Origin of the sequence: Rhizobium sp. R693, from assembly GCF_002211315.1 — a bacterium.
GTDB lineage: Bacteria > Pseudomonadota > Alphaproteobacteria > Rhizobiales > Rhizobiaceae > Rhizobium.
Genome location: NZ_LOKY01000010.1, coordinates 109,492 through 127,357, shown reverse-complemented (window position 1 = coordinate 127,357; position 17,866 = coordinate 109,492). Strand labels below are relative to the sequence as shown.

Annotated in this window: 10 protein-coding genes and 1 pseudogene; 6 read left to right on the top strand and 5 right to left on the bottom strand. The window is 59.2% G+C overall.

Annotated features, from left to right (window positions below; translation table 11 throughout):
• Nucleotides 1-4,987: pseudogene (locus ATY79_RS11290) on the top strand (RTX toxin); the annotation flags it as partial.
• A gap of 122 nt (nucleotides 4,988-5,109) precedes the next feature.
• Here the strand turns inward: ATY79_RS11290 and ATY79_RS11285 are convergent.
• Nucleotides 5,110-6,045, bottom strand: a complete 936-nt coding sequence (locus ATY79_RS11285) for a HEPN domain-containing protein (RefSeq protein ID WP_088703914.1) — start codon at nucleotides 6,043-6,045, stop codon at nucleotides 5,110-5,112.
• A 267-nt stretch (nucleotides 6,046-6,312) separates the two neighbouring features.
• A complete protein-coding gene (locus ATY79_RS11280; protein WP_088703913.1) occupies nucleotides 6,313-7,050 on the bottom strand; it encodes a hypothetical protein in 738 nt (245 codons plus the stop codon).
• 335 nt (nucleotides 7,051-7,385) lie between these two features.
• On the opposite strand from ATY79_RS11280, the gene ATY79_RS11275 reads away from it, so the two are divergent.
• Nucleotides 7,386-8,876, top strand: a complete 1,491-nt coding sequence (locus ATY79_RS11275; protein WP_088703912.1) for a hypothetical protein — start codon at nucleotides 7,386-7,388, stop codon at nucleotides 8,874-8,876.
• A gap of 216 nt (nucleotides 8,877-9,092) precedes the next feature.
• On the opposite strand, the gene ATY79_RS11270 is transcribed toward ATY79_RS11275, so the two are convergent.
• From ATY79_RS11270 to ATY79_RS11260, 3 genes are all read right to left on the bottom strand, one after another.
• The gene (locus ATY79_RS11270; RefSeq protein WP_088703911.1) at nucleotides 9,093-9,380 is read right to left on the bottom strand and encodes a hypothetical protein; all 288 of its coding nucleotides are present in this window, start codon (nucleotides 9,378-9,380) and stop codon (nucleotides 9,093-9,095) included.
• A gap of 131 nt (nucleotides 9,381-9,511) precedes the next feature.
• On the bottom strand, nucleotides 9,512-10,753 hold the full coding sequence (locus tag ATY79_RS11265; protein WP_088703933.1) for a polysaccharide biosynthesis/export family protein: 1,242 nt from the start codon (nucleotides 10,751-10,753) through the stop codon (nucleotides 9,512-9,514).
• Between the two features lie 115 nt (nucleotides 10,754-10,868).
• Nucleotides 10,869-11,939 carry a glycosyltransferase gene (locus ATY79_RS11260; RefSeq protein WP_088703932.1) on the bottom strand — a complete coding sequence of 357 codons (1,071 nt, stop codon included), beginning with the start codon at nucleotides 11,937-11,939 and terminating at the stop codon, nucleotides 10,869-10,871.
• A gap of 299 nt (nucleotides 11,940-12,238) precedes the next feature.
• Between ATY79_RS11260 and ATY79_RS11255 the strand changes: the two genes are divergently transcribed.
• The 4 genes from ATY79_RS11255 (at nucleotide 12,239) to ATY79_RS11240 (ending at nucleotide 17,849) form a co-directional block, all read left to right on the top strand.
• Nucleotides 12,239-12,943 carry a sugar transferase gene (locus ATY79_RS11255; RefSeq protein ID WP_088703910.1) on the top strand — a complete coding sequence of 235 codons (705 nt, stop codon included), beginning with the start codon at nucleotides 12,239-12,241 and terminating at the stop codon, nucleotides 12,941-12,943.
• A 189-nt stretch (nucleotides 12,944-13,132) separates the two neighbouring features.
• On the top strand, nucleotides 13,133-15,160 hold the full coding sequence (locus tag ATY79_RS11250) for a glycosyltransferase (protein ID WP_088703931.1): 2,028 nt from the start codon (nucleotides 13,133-13,135) through the stop codon (nucleotides 15,158-15,160).
• Nucleotides 15,160-16,818: a Wzz/FepE/Etk N-terminal domain-containing protein gene (locus ATY79_RS11245; RefSeq protein WP_348627566.1), complete on the top strand. Its 1,659-nt coding sequence runs from the start codon at nucleotides 15,160-15,162 to the stop codon at nucleotides 16,816-16,818. Before ATY79_RS11250 ends, ATY79_RS11245 begins: the two co-directional genes overlap by 1 nt.
• On the top strand, nucleotides 16,815-17,849 hold the full coding sequence (locus tag ATY79_RS11240) for a glycosyltransferase family 2 protein (RefSeq protein WP_088703908.1): 1,035 nt from the start codon (nucleotides 16,815-16,817) through the stop codon (nucleotides 17,847-17,849). Before ATY79_RS11245 ends, ATY79_RS11240 begins: the two co-directional genes overlap by 4 nt.
• The last annotated feature ends 17 nt before the right edge of the window (nucleotides 17,850-17,866 follow it).

Genomic DNA, 17,866 nt, shown 5'->3' with positions numbered 1-17,866 from the left:
CGCCGGCGACTTTGCCGGGACCGGCAATGGCCTGGTCAACATCATCACCGGTGGCGCCGGCAACGATATCCTCGACGGGGGTGCGGGCGCCGACACGCTGATTGGCGGGGCGGGCAATGACGTCTACATCATCGATAACGCTTCCGACGTCATCGCCGAGGCGGCAAGCGCGGGTACTGACGAGATCCGTACCTCGGTCGCGACCTACTCGATTGCGGCATTGGTGAATGTCGAGAACCTGACCTTCACCGGCCCGGGCAACTTCACCGGCACCGGCAATGCCGGGGCGAACGTGATCACCGGTGGTGTCGGCAACGACATGCTGAACGGCGGCGCTGGCGCCGACACGCTGATCGGCGGGACGGGCAACGACACCTACATCGTCGACAACGCTTCCGACATCGTCACCGAAAATGCCGGCGAAGGGATCGATACGGTCACGACCGCGCTGGCCAGCTACTCGCTGGCCGCGCTCGTTGACGTCGAGAACCTGACCTACACCGGCACGGCGGCCTTTGCCGGCACGGGCAACGACCTCAACAACACGATCACCGGCGGCGCGGCTGTCGATACGCTGTCAGGCGGTGATGGCGACGACACGTTGAACGGGGGTGCGGGCGCCGACACGCTGATCGGCGGGACGGGCAACGACAGCTACATCGTCGACAATGCTTCGGACATCGTCAGCGAAAACGCCGACGAGGGAATTGATACGGTCAAGACCGCGCTGGCGGCCTATACGATCGCCAGCAATGTCGAGAACCTGACCTACACCGGCACCAGCAACTTTGCCGGCACGGGCAATGACCTCGCCAACACGATCAGGGGGGCGGTGGGCGCCGACACGCTGGACGGAAAGGCAGGCGCCGACATCCTGATTGGCGGTGCCGGCAACGACACGTACATCGTTGATGACCTGGGCGACGTCGTCACCGAAGTCGCCAATCAAGGCATCGATCTGATCAGGACGGCGCTGTCCGCCTATGCGCTGACCAACATTGCCAATGTCGAGAACCTGACCTACACCGGCACCGGCGATTTTGCCGGGACCGGCAATGCGCTTGCCAACACCATCACCGGCGGCGCCGGCAACGATAACCTCGACGGGGGCGTGGGCGCCGACACACTGATCGGCGGGGCGGGCAACGACATCTACATCGTCGACAACGCTTCCGACGTCATCGCCGAGGCGGCAAGTGCGGGCACTGACGAGATCCAGACGGCGCTTGCGACCTACTCGATCGCCGCACTGGTGAACGTCGAGAACCTGACCTACACCGGCCCGGGCAACTTCACCGGCACCGGCAATGCCGGGGCGAACGCGATCACCGGTGGTGTCGGCAACGACATGTTGAACGGCGGCGCTGGCGCCGACACGCTGATCGGCGGGACGGGCAACGACACCTACATCGTCGACAACGCTGCCGACGTCGTCACCGAAAATGCCGACGAAGGCACCGACACGGTACAGACTGCGCTGGCAAGCTATACGCTTGCCGCCAATGTCGAGAACCTGACCTACACCGGCACCGGCAACTTTACCGGCACCGGCAATGACCTTGGCAACACGATCAGGGGTGCGGCGGGCGCCGATACTTTGAACGGTGGCGCGGGCGATGACGCGCTAATTGGCGGTGCGGGACCGGACAGGATGTCGGGTGGCGTGGGCGACGACACCTATGTCGTCGATGTCGCGACCGACGTAACAATCGAGAACACGGACGAAGGGACGGATACCGTCCGGACGGGGCTTGCGAGCTACACACTCGCCATAAACGTTGAGAACCTCACCTATACGGGCATGATGGCTTTCATCGCTACCGGCAATGCCGCAGACAATGTTATCACTGGCGGTGTGGGAGCGGATACACTTGATGGCAAGGCAGGCGCCGATACGCTGATCGGCGGCGCCGGTAACGATACGTATATTGTCGACGCATTGGACGACGTCGTGGTCGAAGCGGCCGGGGGCGGCGCCGATGGCATCAAGACCGACCTCGCAAGCTATTCGCTGGTGGCGATCGACAACGTCGAGAACCTGACCTTCAGCGGCAGCGGCGGTTTCACCGGTTCAGGTAACAGCCTCGACAACATCATCACTGGCGGGGCAGGCAACGACACGCTCTCTGGTGAGGGCGGCAACGACAGGTTGAATGGTGGCGCCGGAGCGGACATGCTTTCCGGGGGCGCCGGCAACGATCTCTACATTGTTGACAATGCCGGCGACACGGTCACCGAAAACGCCGACGAGGGGATCGACACGGTTCAGACGAACGTCGCAAGTTACATGCTCAGCGCCGACGTCGAGAACCTCACCTATACTGGCACCAGCAACTTTGTCGGCGCGGGCAATGCGCTGAACAACATCATGACCGGTGGGACGGGGATCGACACGCTGAGGGGCGGCGCGGGCGACGACACCTATGTCATCAGCACCGGCGATATCGTCGTCGAGAATGCCGATGAGGGCATCGATATCGTTAAGACGAACCTGGCAGCCTACACGCTGGGTGCCAATGTCGAGAACCTGACCTATACGGGCGCGGCAGCCTTCACCGGCACCGGCAACGCGCTCGACAACGTCATCAAGGGCGGTGTTGCTGCCGACAGGCTGACTGGGGCGGCAGGCGACGACACGCTGGATGGCGGCGCCGGCGCTGACATGTTGATCGGCGGCACTGGCAACGACACCTACATCGTCGACAATACTGGCGACGTGATCACGGAGGCGGCAAGTGCCGGCACCGACGAGGTGAGGACAGCCCTTGCCGCCTATTCGATCGCGGCGCTGGCCAACGTCGAGAACCTGACCTACACCGGCACCGGCAACTTTGCCGGCACCGGCAACGGGCTCGCCAACGCGATCATCGGCGGTGTCGGCAACGACATGCTGAACGGCGGGGCTGGCGCCGACACGCTAACCGGCGGGATCGGTAACGACACCTACATCGTCGACAATACCGCCGACGTTCTCACCGAAAATGCCGATGAAGGTACCGACACCGTGCAGACCGCGCTGGCAAGCTATATGCTTGCTGCCAATGTCGAGAACTTGACCTATACAGGCACGGTTGCTTTTGCCGGCACGGGCAACAACCTCAACAATACGATCAGAGGCGCAGCAGGTGCCGATATTCTGGACGGAAAGGCCGGCGCCGACACGCTGATTGGCGGTGCTGGGAACGACACCTACATCGTTGACGATCTCGCCGACATCGTTACCGAGGCTGCCAATCAAGGTTCCGACATGGTGCAGACGACGCTGGCAAGCTATACGCTTGCTGCCAATGTCGAGAACCTGGGTTACATAGGTACCGCAACATTTGTTGGAACAGGAAACAGCCTTGCCAACTTTATCGACGGTGGTGACGGCAACGACATCTTGGACGGTGGTGCCGGCAACGACATTCTCATCGGCGGCGCCGGCAACGATATCTTCATTGTCGATAGCGCGTTCGATTTTGTCGTTGAGAACGCAAGCGAAGGCACTGACGAGATCAAGACGTCGCTTGCAACCTACTCGATCGCCACCTTGGCTAATGTCGAGAACCTGATCTATATCGGCACCGGCAACTTTACCGGCACCGGCAATGCCGGGGCGAACGTGATCACCGGTGGTGTCGGCAACGACACGCTGAGCGGGGGAGTTGGTGACGATACGCTCGACGGAAAGGCAGGGGTAGACACACTGATCGGCGGTGCCGGTGACGACATCTACGTCGTGGATGTTGCGGGCGACCTTGTTGCAGAGGCGGCAAGTGCCGGCACTGACGAGATCCGCACCTTACTCGCGACCTACTCGCTTGCCGCGCTAGTCAACGTCGAAAACCTCACCTACACCGGGTCAGCCAGCTTCACTGGCACCGGCAATGCCGGAGCGAATGCGATCACCGGTGGTGTCGGCAACGACACACTGGATGGCGGTGCCGGCGCCGACACCTTGATCGGCGGTACTGGCAACGACACTTACATCGTTGACAACGCCGCCGACGTGACCATTGAGAATGCCGGCGAGGGCGTCGACACGGTGCAGACGGTGCTGGCGAGCTATACGCTTGTGGCCGATCTCGAGAACCTGTCCTTCAGCGGCACGGGTGCCTTCATCGGCACTGGCAATGCGCTCAACAACACGATCACCGGGGGTGCTGCTGCCGATACTTTGTCGGGCGGCGACGGTGACGATACGCTGATCGGCGGCGCCGGCAACGACATTCTCATTGGCGGTACTGGAAACGACGCCTACATCGTCGACTCTCCCTGGGACGTAGTAAGGGAAGAAGCTGACGAGGGTACCGATACGGTGTACCTGCTGTCGCATTACTCGTTTTACCAATCGAGCTACACATTGGGTGCCAATGTTGAGAACCTCGTATACAGTGGCACCGATCGCTTTTCCGGCATCGGCAACGCGCTCTCCAATACCATCACCACCGGCAACGGCAACGATGTGCTCAGCGGAGGCGGGGGGAGTGACACCCTGATCGGCGGCCTGGGAGACGACGGTTATGTCGTTAACAACGCCGGCGTTGTCGTCATCGAAAACGCCAACGCGGGCATCGACTTTGTCCAGACGTCTCTCGCCAACTACACATTGGCAGAAAACGTCGAAAACCTGATGTCGACCGGTAGCGGTCCCTTTCTCGGCACGGGCAATGCCCTCGATAATCGGATCACGGGCAGTTTTATCAGTTCAAACACGCTGACGGGTGGTGCGGGCGACGACCTACTTAGGGGCGGAGTGGCCGCGGACTTTTTTGTCTACGCGCCGAATTGGGGTCACGACACGATCGAGGATTTCGTGACAACTGGCGCGGCCCACGACACGATCAAGATCGATCAAACGATCTTTTCCGACTGGGCATCGCTGCTCGCTGCATCGAACCTGTCGGGCAGTAACACGATCATCACAGCCGATGCGAACAACACGATCATCCTGAAGAACGTGGCCGTGTCGAGCCTGCAGTCGGCGGATTTCCAGTTTGTATGATATTCGCTCAAACCTACCGACCGGATTTCCTGTCGGGAGGAAACGGGTCGGAGTTGTGGGATCGCGAGGATGCAGATCTTCCGCTCCGCCCGGGCCTGATCGCTCAGGAGCAGGCTAAACTTTCACAGAGAAAGTCGATCCTTGCATACCGTTTCGACTAGAGTTTGAAGAACCTTCACGCGCTCGACCAACCAGCCGAGCTCCTCGTTGCTGATAGTGTATTTTGACGAATATCGCGCTTCCACGTAGGCCCGGGACAGCAACTCGAAGCAGCGCCGTGAAAACCGGCTGTCACGCGGCCACGCGGCAATCAGTCGATTGTCGATCCCCTCGGCCTGAGAGCGAAGAACCCTCAGACGATGGGATTTGGGACTGTAGAGGGTCAGCGTCAGTAGGGCACAGTGATAGAGCCGTTCTGCCGCTTGATGCAGATTAAAGACGGCTTCTCTGAGACTCCCCCGCTCGAACAGGAATATGGTAGACGCATTGAAGGCATCCGCGCTTGCGAACCACTCCTCGAAGTATCTGGCTGCTTCATTGCGTTGCTCTTCTGCCGTCAACGGCTTCGGCTGCGCCAGCGGATGGCCAGGCGTCTCGTAGAGGGTGACGCCGTCCCTGGCGATGTCGACGAAGAAGGGCCTGCCGCGCGACAGCTGCTCGTTGACATCCGCAAGTGTATGGATGATCGGCACGACCGGCGTGTCGATGTGGTGGGCGATCTGCTCCTTCAACAGCCGCTCCTCGATGCCTTCCCAGAGCTCCTGCTCCTCGGCAAACGACTTGCTGTTGACGACGATCAACAGATCGTAGTCGGAGCGATAGCCGCTCAAGTGATCTTCGACCCAGTCACCGCGGCCGTAGGATCCATAGAGCAGGACCATCAGGATCTTGCCGGCGTTGCGCTTGGCCGACAACTTGCTGGCCTGGAAGCGTTCGACCTCGGCAAACAGGATCTCGAGGATGCGTGCCAGCTCGCGCCGCTTCCTGTCCGGCAGATGTTCGATATGGTCGGTCAGGGTCAAAGCCGCATCAAAGCCTTCGGTCAGAATCGCATCCATCGTAGCGGTTCCATGGTGATTGCGCATCTAAACGTTATACGGGAGGTTTTGCTCAGACACAATCAAATCAAGCATCTGGCAGTCGGCATCATAGCATGCAATGGCTGCGGGTGACGTTGCACTTGGTCCGCGCCAACTCCACTGTCTTGGATCTCAATTCCGGTATTCTCTGAGCCGCTACTGGCGCTGAGCTCGCTTGCCACCACGTAAACGGGGCCGGATGATGCAACTGGCGACGAGATGCCAGCTTTTCGAGCCCATGGAGGCTCAAGATTGCCGCAAGCTCGCCTTTAGCGAACTGTCGGCATGAGGGTCGGCAAAGTGGAAAAGCGCGGTCGCACGGACCGCTTCCGGGTCGCAGGGTTCGTTTGTGTGAATGCTCCTGTAGCCCCAGAACAAGTAAAGGCTGCCTGGAACCATCTGAACTCTGACGAGCGGGGCGTTTCGCGACCGCGCGAGCATGCGAAGGACGAACTGCGTTATGCGATTGTCGAGCAAGAGTTTGTCGAAAAGGTTTGTCGCATAAAAGGCTCTCACCCTCCGCGTGTTGGGAAACAGGAGAAAATCGCCGCGTTTGCCTGCCCCTGGTATCGTCACCGGGATAAGCGCCGTAATCAGGTAGGAGTCATAATGAAATATAAGCGAATTGCGAGCCGCACCCTTGCCTGTAAGGCACCGGAGGATCTGGTAAAACGTTACTTTCGGCGGCGTCTTGCCCAAGGCAAGCGCGTATAGCCGCGAAAAAATACTGGTAAACTCGGGCGATGTTGCCAGTTCGTCCATTCCCGTTCCAGAGACGGCCTCGCTTCCACGGAAGACAACATATTCGTTCTGAGAATGGGCAACCGCCCGGGAGACAAAAAACTGCATCCGCCTCAGGTCCGTTGCATTTATGTAATTGGGAATACAACAGAAACCCTTGGTGTTGATGTCATTGAACATCTGCTGGATTGCGCTGTCCGACAAAACGGGTAACCGCGCATCGATTGTAGCGTCATCAATCATGTTCGCTCCTGGGATGAACAGAGCAGCGCTCATCTTCAGGCTATGATCTGTTTGTTACCAAGGCAAGACGGTTGTGAAAAAGATGGCGTAGAAATGCTCGAAATTATTATACGTTATGCCAAATATACTTGGGCGGCCTATATTTTTCCTGGGCTGTGATTAGGGACTTAACTGGCGACACCTCTGTGGCGGGACCTCGACCGGCAACTTTTGATAAGTCTGCTGCTCCGCGAAAGGCAAGTTTCGTCTATGTCTTAGGTTGCACAAGCAGCTCTGCGACTGCGTTTATCATCGACGGACTGCATTCAGACGTCGTCAATATGCGGTAAGAGAGGATGAGCGTTGAGCCAATAGGAATATTCACGCTGGCGCTCGGCCTTTTCGGCCTCGCGCTCGGATATGCGTCAACCGCGATGATATTCGTCGTCTTGACCATATTCGGCTCGGCTGCGGCGGTTATCGCCGGTTCGGCAAGTATTCCACCTGCTCACCTGTTTTTGCTCTTTCTCGTCGTCGCAACTCTCGCCAGTCGGGGACGTTCAAAGATCGCGGTGAAGATGCTCGGCTTCGGTAAGGCCGGCTTTTGGCTGGCGTGTCTTGCAGTTTACGGAGCAGCGACTGCCTATTTCCTGCCACGGCTGCTCGCGGGACAAAGCTTGATCATTCCGCTTGGCATATCTGAATACCCGACGACCAGCGGCGCCGTTCCGCTCGGGCCTGTCTCCAGCAATTTCACGCAGACGATCTATCTGGCCGCGGATCTTATCTGTTTCTTGATGATCGCCGCGGTCGGTTCAATGCGAACGGGCTTCAATGCACTCGTCAACGGGCTTGTCGCCTATGCTGCGCTTAACGTGCTGTTTGCCTTGCTCGACCTGACGACGAATGCAACGGGGACTGAGGCGCTACTCGCATTCATGCGCAATGCGCAGTACACATTCCATGAAAACGAAAGCGTCAACGGCATGAAGCGCATCGTCGGCTCGTTCCCGGAGGCGTCTGCTTTCGCGGGCACGACCCTTGGCGCACTCGGCTTTACCGGGACATTGTGGCTCTGTGCGAGAAAGGACACCTGGACCGGCCCGCTTGCCTTGGCATCGCTGGTCCTGATCGTTCTGTCAACGTCGACAACCGGGCTCGTCGCCACACCAGTCTGCCTGGCGATCCTCTATTGGACAGCAATCTTCCGGTGTGGTGTCACTCACGGAAGCCGTCACGCCACCGCCTTTGTGCTGCTTGCTCCAGCGATCGTTGTCGCGATCACACTCTTCGTGATCATTCATGACGATCTCTACCAGGACATTCGCGACTACATCGATGTCCTGGTGCTGAACAAGGCGACGTCGACTTCGGCGACGGAGCGCGGATCCTGGAACACTTACGGCTTGCAGAACTTTTGGGATTCGTCAGGACTTGGCGTCGGACTCGGCACTGCCCGGACCTCGAGCTTCCCAATTGCGGTCTTGTCCAATGTTGGGGTGCCGGGCGCGCTCTTCTTCCTGCTGTTCATGTTGTCGGCCCTCGTGCGACCGCCTGGCTCTGCGCGAACCTTTGCGTCCGACGTGCGGCTCGCCTCGCGCAATGGGTGCCTATGCCTTTTTGTGGGAGCATGCGTGGCCGGCCCCACGGTCGATCTTGGTTTGCAGTTTTTTATTCTCGCCGGCCTGGCAAGTTGCAATCCAGGCCACGCCCGCTTGCCCGTCCCACTCCATTCTCTTCGAGGTGGATCCGCCAAGCCGGCAGATATCAAAAGCGCTTTTGGGCAGCGGCCAGCGACCCCCAGCCCACGGTCTGAAAACGCAAACGATGAGCCTTGGCGGCCATAAGGAAGCGAGCGAGGCACGACGATGCCGGGCGCCAGGCAGACGGGGATGAAGATTTGCAGACAGGCCGGGTCCCGAGGAACGTCGGCGCATTGCTGCGTCCTCTCGTTCTTCTTCCGGTGGCAAATAGTTGTCTGAAGTGAAGAGCAAAAGGGTTGCGCGCAGCCAGCGACGCCTCGAGGGTTGAGGCTGCAGCAGCGATATCCGCCAAGAGGCTGCTCAATCCGCAGAATACCTGGATCGAACTTCGCCGGACGTGTGCCCGCGGCCGGCGCGCCGCACATAGAGGAAATGAAGGACGCCGTGCATAAAGAGGTGGCCAGCCTGAAGTGCGCCGGCAAAGATCAGTCCCCATCCAATCGTGTGCAGAAACGGGCTCCCGTTGGAATAGCTCACGATTGCATAGGCAATCATCACAACAACCACGATGAGCGTAACAATGAGGATTGGCACACGCGGTGCGCATGCAGCGCCGATCGTAAATAAGATGAGAAGCGCCCACACCATATGGTTGCTCCGACCCCATTCCTGCTCGCATTATCATCTGACATGAGCGCGGCGCACGCAAGTCTAAATTGAGACCGCCTTATTTCGCCGGCACGTACAACGCGACGACAACCAGGTCGCGGGGCAACCTTTCAGTTGCTGCTAATGCTTACGGCAGGGCGAGGGCGCTCGCGCCGTTCGACGCGTAGGACGTCGCCGGGGGATACCGGGTCGTTGTCGTTGGCAATCAGACTTTCGGCGCTACCGTCGATGACACGGTTGATCGTCGTTACAAAACCATAGCTGTCCTTGTCTTCTTCCAAAGCAGCGATCGCGGAAGGAGCTCGCACCTCAAGGTTTCTTAAGAGATCACGCTCGGTCGCGATCTTCTCGGCATTGGAGGCAAAACGGTCACGCAATTGGGCGGCTTCGGTCAGCGCATCGATCCGATAGCGGTTGCGGACATCACCGATATCCTGGTCGACCTTGGTCATGTCCTGTTGCGTCTTCAAAATGGCGAGCGAGACATCGAGGTTACGGCTTTCGAGGTCCGCGAGGTTCTGACTGGACCCCAGCTGGCGAGCTGATACGGTCAGCCCTTGCGATACCAGCTTGTTGACGGATCCAACATCCTTGTTGGCGAGTTCAATCTGTTTTGCGAGCGAGGCGGACTTCGCTTTCAGCGCATCGATCTGGCTGACCGCAAGCAGTTTCGCCCGATTGAACGCATCGATCTCCGCGTCCATGGAATGGGCGCGCATCTCGAAGAGCGCCTGCTCGTCTTTCATCATCCTCGCAATTCGCGGCTGGCCTTGTTGAGATACGAGTTCGGCAGGAAAGGTGACGTTTGCGGCATTCGTGAGAGTTGCATCGATGCGCGCCTGGCGTGCAACGAGTTCAAGGCGCTCAGCCTCCAATGCCCTGAGGTCGCCGCGGCCAGACAGGGCCTGGCGTTGCAATTCTATGAGGTTTGCATCAACCCGTCCGATGCCGCCGGCCATGCTGAGCGCCTGCTCGACGGTCAATCCCGGGCTGAAATTGTACTTGCCGGGGGTAGCGACCATGCCTGTGACGAAGAATGGCCGATAGGAGGCAATTTCCACGGCCGCGTTGGGGCGCTTTTGTAAACCTACCTGATTTTGCAGCCTCTCGCTAATCATCGCAGACAGCTGCTCCAGCGTCTTGCCCGCGGCTGGAATGGTGCCGATGATCGGGAGGGAGAGATTTCCGGCCGATGAGATGGAAAAGTCACCCGTGAGCGGTACCCATTCGAACGCTGTTGCCGTGCTTGGCCGCCATTCGAAAACGCGTATCTTCAATATGTCCTGAGGTCCAAGAATGTAGTCGTCAGCCATTGCCGCGCTGGTCGAAAAGATCAGGCATGCCGCAGCCATCCAACGGAAAAATGGTCCAAGCGCCCCCAGAAATTCGTCAAACCATCTCGGACGTGGGTCGCGCATCGTCTTAACTCCGTAACGCAGCTATTGATATCCTCATGCATTTCGGCCATCAGGCGCGAAGCGCAAGCTCGGTGCCGGCCGCCCGCTCGACGAAGGCGCGGAAGCGTCCGATGAAAACATCGCGGCGAAAATCTGCAGCACGCGACACGGCATCTGCGGGATTGAAATCCAATCGCTCGACCCGTTCCACCGCATCAATCAAATCTTCTACCGTCTGGTTGGCGAAGAAGACGCCCGTCTTGTTGGCAATCACGGTTTCGGTTGCGCCTCCACGCCCAAATGCGATAACCGGTCGGCCGCTGGCCATCGCTTCGACCGGGACGATCCCGAAATCTTCCTCGCCTGGAAACACCAGCGCCTTGCAACGCGCATAGTGATGCTTGAGAACGTCGAACGGCTGCGAACCCAGGATCGTCACGGTCGGACCCGCGATCCGCCGTAGCCGCTCCAGCATTTCGCCGCCGCCGATGACGACGAGCTTTGATTTCAGGCGGTTGAATGCCTCCACTGCCAGATCCGGTCTCTTGTAGCCGACGAGTTCGCCGACCATCAGGTGATAGTCGCCGATCTCGCCGGACTGAACCGGCTCGAAGGCAGCTGTATCGACAGGCGGATGGATGACCGAAGCGTCACGGCGATAATAGCGCTTGATACGCTGGGCAACGGTCCACGAGTTGGCGACAAAATCATCGACACGATTGGCCGTTGCGACATCCCAGGTCCTCAGATAGTGCGCCAAAGGCGGCATCATCAGGTGCGTCATGAGGCCGGAACTGTCATAATACCTGTGGTACATGTTCCAGATGTAGCGCATCGGCGAATGGCAATAGCATACGTGCAGGGCAGGGCAGGGCGGGATGACGCCCTTTGCCGGACCTGCTTCGCTGCTGATGACAAGGTCGTAGGCGCCAAGATCGATCTGCTCGAGTGCCATTGGCATCAGCGGCAGATATTTCCTGTACATCTTTCTGGCATAAGGCAGTGCGGCGATGAAGGTTGTCTCGATTTTGTGAGCTTTCAGCTTGTCCGAAATGGCAGAGACATCGCACACATGGGTGTATATGTCGGCGTTTGGAAAGATGTCGCAAAGGGCTTCGAGAACCTTCTCGCCACCCCGCATCCGCACGAGCCAGTAGTGGATGATTGCAACCCTCACGCTACGCTCCGCGATTTGACACAATCGGTTTTGCTGCGGGGCGCAGTTCGTCTAAGTGCTTATATGTAAAATAAAAACAGATTGAATTGTGGAGTAAGACAGTATTTTTATTGAAGTTCTGTCGTTTATCCCCGCTGGTAACATTCTATACTGCAGTGCCATTAAATTATTGTCAATTCGTTTAATCCTTGTTAACTTCCTTGTGCATGCCAATTCGGTATTTCTGCATGTCCCAGACTTGTTGTTACGTGGGGAGGACGCAGATGCGGCAAATTGATCTCAGCCGAAGTTTGGACAGGTTCTCCAAGACACATCGCGGGGCAGGCTCGCGCAAGACGGATGAGCTGAAAAACGGGGCTTCCGACGCATGCAAACATGCGATCGATGCCAGCTTTGCCGCGATTGGGCTGCTTGTGTTATCGCCACTCATCCTGATGGTCATCGCCATCTTGCTGGTGTTGCAGGGCCGGCCGATTTTCATCGCGCATCGACGGATCGGCAAGAATGGTGTGACGTTTAGTTGCCTGAAGTTCCGGACCATGGTCAAGGATGCGGATAAGGTGCTTGCGCGCCATCTCGCGAACAATCCGCATTTGGAAGAAGAATGGAACGCCACGCGCAAGCTCAGGCACGATCCCCGCATCACGCCTTTTGGTGCCTTGCTTCGCAAGAGCAGTATCGATGAAATACCGCAACTTTTGAATGTGGTTCAGGGGCGTATGAGCCTTGTCGGCCCTCGCCCGATCGTCGCAAGCGAAGTTGAGCTCTATGGCGTCCATTTTGCCGACTACATCAGGGTTCGTCCTGGTCTTACCGGGCTGTGGCAAGTTAGCGGTCGCAGTGACATCAGCTATCGTGAGCGAGTGCAACTTGATGTCCGCTACGTGCGGGAAAACACGCTCGGCGGAGATCTGGCGATCATGATCCGGACCATTCCGGCGATTTTGCGCTCGCGCGGCTGTTACTGAGATCCACGGCGCGGGCGGCGACCGCGCCCTCGTGGCCTCAATTCCTTTCAACGTGCTTCGATTGCCCGAGCGCGATCGTGCGCTGTCGGCATCCCTTCTTGAGCAGCGCCTCGCCCGGATCCAGGTTCTAGTGTTGGAGGTGCTGGTGCGAAACTCTCATCAAGGGCATGCGTGGTGCGGCGTGCTGCCATGAGCGATGCCGCGACAGTCACCAACGGCCGCTTCCTTGCCCAGACGCTATCCGGCGTGCAGCGCTACGCTTTTAGCGTCCTTTATGCTCTCGACCAGTCTGTTGCATCCAGTGAAACAACCATCTTGGTGCCGAGGATCGCAAAGGATCCGGAATTCTTGCGGATGGCCGTTGTCAGGGCGGGCCACGGGACGGGATACGCCTGGGAGCAGTTTGAACTGCCCTACTATGCGAGGGGCCGACGGCTCTTGAACCTGTGCAACACGGCACCGGCCATCATGCGCGATCAGATTGTCTGCATCCATGACGCCAACATCTTTGCGGCGCCGGGCAGCTATAGCGTCACGTTTCGGGCTGTCTATCAAAACCTGCAGCCGATTCTGGCCCGCCGCTCAGCTCGCATTGCGACAGTCTCGCATGCGGCGGCGCGTCAGATCGCCCGCCATTTGCCGGTTTTGCTCAAGGATATTGCCGTCTTGCCCAACGGCCACGAGCATGCACTGCGTTGGAACCCGGCGCTCGCAACCGCAGCACCAGCGCTCATTGCCTCTCGTAGCGGCCAACGCCCTTTCGTCCTTGCCCTTGGATCGCGGGCGCGCCACAAGAATCTTGCCTTGTTGATCAATGTCGCCGCCCGGCTCGATGAGCTCGGCATCGATATCGTTATTGCCGGCGGGGGTGATGACATATTCGCCCCGCAAGCACTCGAAGACCGACCGAATGTATACCTTGCGGGCCGAGTATCGGACGACGATCTTGCCTTTTTCCTCGACAATGCCTTGTGTCTGGCGTTTCCCTCGCTGACGGAAGGCTTCGGCCTTCCGATCATTGAGGCGATGGCACGCGGATGTCCCGTCATATCGTCCAATTGCGCAAGTATGCCGGAGGTCTGCGGCGACGCTGCGCTTTTGGCAACGCCATTCGAACCCGAGGCGTGGCTTCATCACATTCACCAGATTGCGCAATCGAAAGACCTTCGCGATGATCTCGTGGGACGCGGCCTTAGACAGGTTAAACGATTTTCCTGGAGGCAGACCGCGAGCGGATATCTGGCCCTGCTGAAATCGCCCGGCGCGGACCTGGCAATCTTTGCGCCGGCAAGGGGGCAGATGCCTCAGGTCGCCGTTATAATTGCGACGCGCGGCCGACCTGAAATCGCCTCGGCCACAGTCCGTCACTTCGTGGCGACGCAAAGCCTGAAACCCGCGGCCGTCATTGTGTCATGTGTTGAGCTTGCTGATGCCGGCGATCTTGGCTCACTTTGCAGGGTCACGATAGTGACCGGCCCGCCAGGACTTGCAGCCCAGCGCAATACCGGCCTGGCAAGCCTGCCGCCGGGGATTGAGATCGTGGCATTCTTCGACGACGATTTCGTGGCCGATGCGAACTGGTTGGCTTCGGCGGCACAGGTTTTTTGCGACGAGGGCCAGGTGGTCGCCGTCACGGGCGAGGTCGTTGCCGATGGTATCAAGGGGCCAGGGATTGCCTTTGACGAGGCTGTCCGTCTCGTCGCGGAGGCCCGAACGCCGAAACCTCGATGGACAGAGCCCTACAGCCCTTACGGCTGCAATATGGCCTTCCGTGTTTCAGCCATCAGGGAGATGCGCTTCGACGAGCGGCTGGTTCTCTACGGCTGGCTTGAAGACCGCGATTTCGCGGCGACCCTTGCAAAGGGCGGCGGCCGTCTGATCAAATGGTCGCTCGCCTACGGTGCGCATATGGGCGCGAAGAATGCCAGGGTCAGCGGCGTGCGGCTCGGCTACTCGCAGGTCGTCAATCCGCTCTATATGATGGGCAAGGGCACGATGACCCTCGTCAATGTCGCCGACCACATCTTGCGCAACACAGCAAGCAACTTCGCAAGAGCCGTCTGGCCGGAGCCCTTCATCGACCGGAAGGGACGCGCCAAGGGGAATCTTCTTGCGATCGCGGACATATTGCGGGGGCGGCTGGAGCCGGAACGGGCGGCAGCCATCTCCCCGGGAAAAGCGATCAGACTTCGCGGACAACGGCATGAGGCCCAATGATGTTCAACAATCCGAGGCCCCTGGATCCAGCAGCCCGGTTCTTCCGGCTGAACGAGGTTCAATCCGAAGCTAGCGACGATGGCCCAATCGCCCTGCTTCGCTACCTGATTGCCCTTGGCTATCGCTACAAGATGCCACTCTTGGTGTGCACGCTTGCCGGCTTCTTGCTGGCCGGCCTATATGCCCGCTCGCTGCCGCCGACATATGATGCCACGGCAACCCTCCTGTTTGAGCCGCGCCAGTCGGCCGCTTCAGGCCAGGAATGGGGGGCTCAGCAAACCCTGGACAGCGCTCGTGTGGACAGTGAGTTGCAGACCATCAAATCGGAGCGGCTGCTTTCCGCGGTGTTCGACAGCCTCGATTTGAAGGACACACCGGAACTTGGCCCGCGCCCGCCCGGTGCGCTCGATCCGATCCTGTCTTTTGTTCGAATGCTATTGCCAGCCGATGGCCTGGAGACCGGCAAGGTGTCACAAGCGTCGCGCGAAGCAGCAGATCTTGCAAACGATGCCGAGCGTGCCGCATTCTTGAATTTCGTACGACGCCTCGATGTGCGGCGTGTTGGACAATCCTTTGTCATCGAGATCGGCTACTCCGCTGCCGACCCGGTTCTTCCGGCGCGTGTCGCCAATGGCATCGTCTCAGCCTACTTGTTTCAGGCTGTGTCCTTCAAGGAGCAAACGGCGCGCGCAGGGACGGACGCATTGCAGGGACGTCTGGATGCGCTTGCATTGCAGGTTGACGCAGCTCGGGATGGTATGCACGCCGGTACCCTGCCGGCGATCCCCATACCAGACGCGGACGCCCGGGTGATTGGTGCAGCACTACCACCGGTAAGCCCCTCCGGCCCGCGCAAATCCCTCATTCTGGCGCTTGGTGGCCTGCTGGGACTGTTCGGCGGCCTCGGTCTCATTGCGGTCAATCTCGCGCTGGACCGGAAAGTGCGGGACGCGGGGGATCTTGCGCGTGATACAGGTATACTCTGCCTCGGTTCGGTTCCCGATGTTCCAGGCGCCAATGCCGTGCCGTGGCGCGTCGACACCCCGCGCCAACAACGCTTTGTTGCGGCCGTTCACGACCTCCGCACGTCAGTCGAGATTGCCTGTAGAAGCGTTCGCAACGACCGCAACATGGCTGTGGCGGTCGTCTCCTGGTCCGAGAAGACCGGAGTAACCACACTATCCACCGCTCTTGCCCAGTTAATGAGCCGCAGCGGCCGTGGCGTCACGCTCTTCCAGGCGGCGGCAACGCGCGAGGTTCCAAGGGCGCTCGACGGTTCGGTCCCGCCAACGACGTCGCTGGCCGGTGCGGCATTCGCAAACGTCCTGTTCAGTCAGCTGTCTTTCGATCACATTGGTTTGGTTTCGGTCCTGCCGATCCACTCAAAGGACGCCGACACAAACCTGTTCGCCGATTTTCACGACGCTAGAGTTCAGCAGATCATCGATGCTGCGCAGCAAAAGGGCGACGTGGTCCTCGACCTGCCACCCCTCGACAGTTCGATGGATGCTCTGGCTCTGGCAAGCTTTGCTGACGCCGTGATCGTGTTGGCGTTGGCGGGCGAGACGACGATCGATGAAGTCGGAGACTCCATTCGGCTACTGCGCCGGGCAGGCGCCAATGTGATTGGGACCGTCATCAACCGGGCGCGGTCATGACCAGGACCGGCTTGGCCGACGAGGCTGCGGCGGTACCGCGCCTTGCGGTCATAATCACGTGCTGGAACTACGCCGAATACGTCTCGCTCGCAATCAGGAGCGTCCTTGATCAGAGATGCAACGAGTGTGAATTGATTGTCGTCGACGACGGATCGACCGACACCTCTTGGAGCGTGATCCAGGAACATGACGTTCGTTCATACCGGATCAAGAACCGTGGTCAACGCGCGGCCTGTCTTTATGGCCTGAAGAAGACGCGGGCACCGTTTGTGCTTTTTCTCGACGCCGACGACGAGCTGCGGCCTGGGGCTCTGGCCACTATCCTCTCAAAACTCGACGATCGTGTCGCAAAGCTGCAATTTCCCCTCGAGCGGATCGATCGCGATGGTGCGGTCACTGGAAAGCCGGTTCCGAAACTGAAAGCCTTTCGCGCCCATAGGGCACTTGCCTTGCGCGTCTTGAAAACCGGCACCTATGCTTCCCCGCCGACGTCGGGCAATGTCTTTCGCCGCGACGCCTGCCGTTTCCTCGAGGAGGCAGCTTATGATAGCGCCGTTGATGGCGTCATTCTCTTTGCCGCGCCTTTCCTTGGCGACGTTGTCAGCCTGTCAGAAGCACTCGGCCGCTACAGGATCCACGACCGGAACAAGTCGGGCCTTGGCCGTCCCCTTGACGCAACATTGCTGCGGGGAGAGCTGACCCGGTTTTTGGCTCGGATGGATCACTTGCGCAGAATTCTGGAGCCGATGGCACTGGCAAATTGCCTTGCGCGGGCCGAGGATACGCATTTCTATCTGGAGCGATCGTTCTACCTGGCTGTCGCAGAGGGCCGGCCAGTTCCGATCAAAACCTTTACGCGTCTGCTCCAACGTGTCTGGGAGAGCGACGAACCCGTCAATACCAGGGCAGCGCTCGCAGCCTTCTTGATTTTGATGGCGATCCTGCCGAATGGACGCGCCCAACAGGGGCTCACGTACCGGCTGAATACCAACCAGCATTCGATAAGCGGCCTGGTACGTTCGTTGCTTTGAAGGTCAGGTCAGGCGCG

What these genes read in the sequence shown, in the direction of transcription:
- ATY79_RS11285 (WP_088703914.1), bottom strand. Translation starts at nt 6,045, where the DNA reads ATGGATGCGATTCTGACCGAAGGCTTTGATGCGGCTTTGACCCTGACC.
- ATY79_RS11280 (WP_088703913.1), bottom strand. Translation starts at nt 7,050, where the DNA reads ATGATTGATGACGCTACAATCGATGCGCGGTTACCCGTTTTGTCGGAC.
- ATY79_RS11275 (WP_088703912.1), top strand. Translation starts at nt 7,386, where the DNA reads ATGAGCGTTGAGCCAATAGGAATATTCACGCTGGCGCTCGGCCTTTTC.
- ATY79_RS11270 (WP_088703911.1), bottom strand. Translation starts at nt 9,380, where the DNA reads ATGGTGTGGGCGCTTCTCATCTTATTTACGATCGGCGCTGCATGCGCA.
- ATY79_RS11265 (WP_088703933.1), bottom strand. Translation starts at nt 10,753, where the DNA reads ATGGCTGCGGCATGCCTGATCTTTTCGACCAGCGCGGCAATGGCTGAC.
- ATY79_RS11260 (WP_088703932.1), bottom strand. Translation starts at nt 11,939, where the DNA reads ATGCGGGGTGGCGAGAAGGTTCTCGAAGCCCTTTGCGACATCTTTCCA.
- ATY79_RS11255 (WP_088703910.1), top strand. Translation starts at nt 12,239, where the DNA reads ATGCGGCAAATTGATCTCAGCCGAAGTTTGGACAGGTTCTCCAAGACA.
- ATY79_RS11250 (WP_088703931.1), top strand. Translation starts at nt 13,133, where the DNA reads ATGAGCGATGCCGCGACAGTCACCAACGGCCGCTTCCTTGCCCAGACG.
- ATY79_RS11245 (WP_348627566.1), top strand. Translation starts at nt 15,160, where the DNA reads ATGTTCAACAATCCGAGGCCCCTGGATCCAGCAGCCCGGTTCTTCCGG.
- ATY79_RS11240 (WP_088703908.1), top strand. Translation starts at nt 16,815, where the DNA reads ATGACCAGGACCGGCTTGGCCGACGAGGCTGCGGCGGTACCGCGCCTT.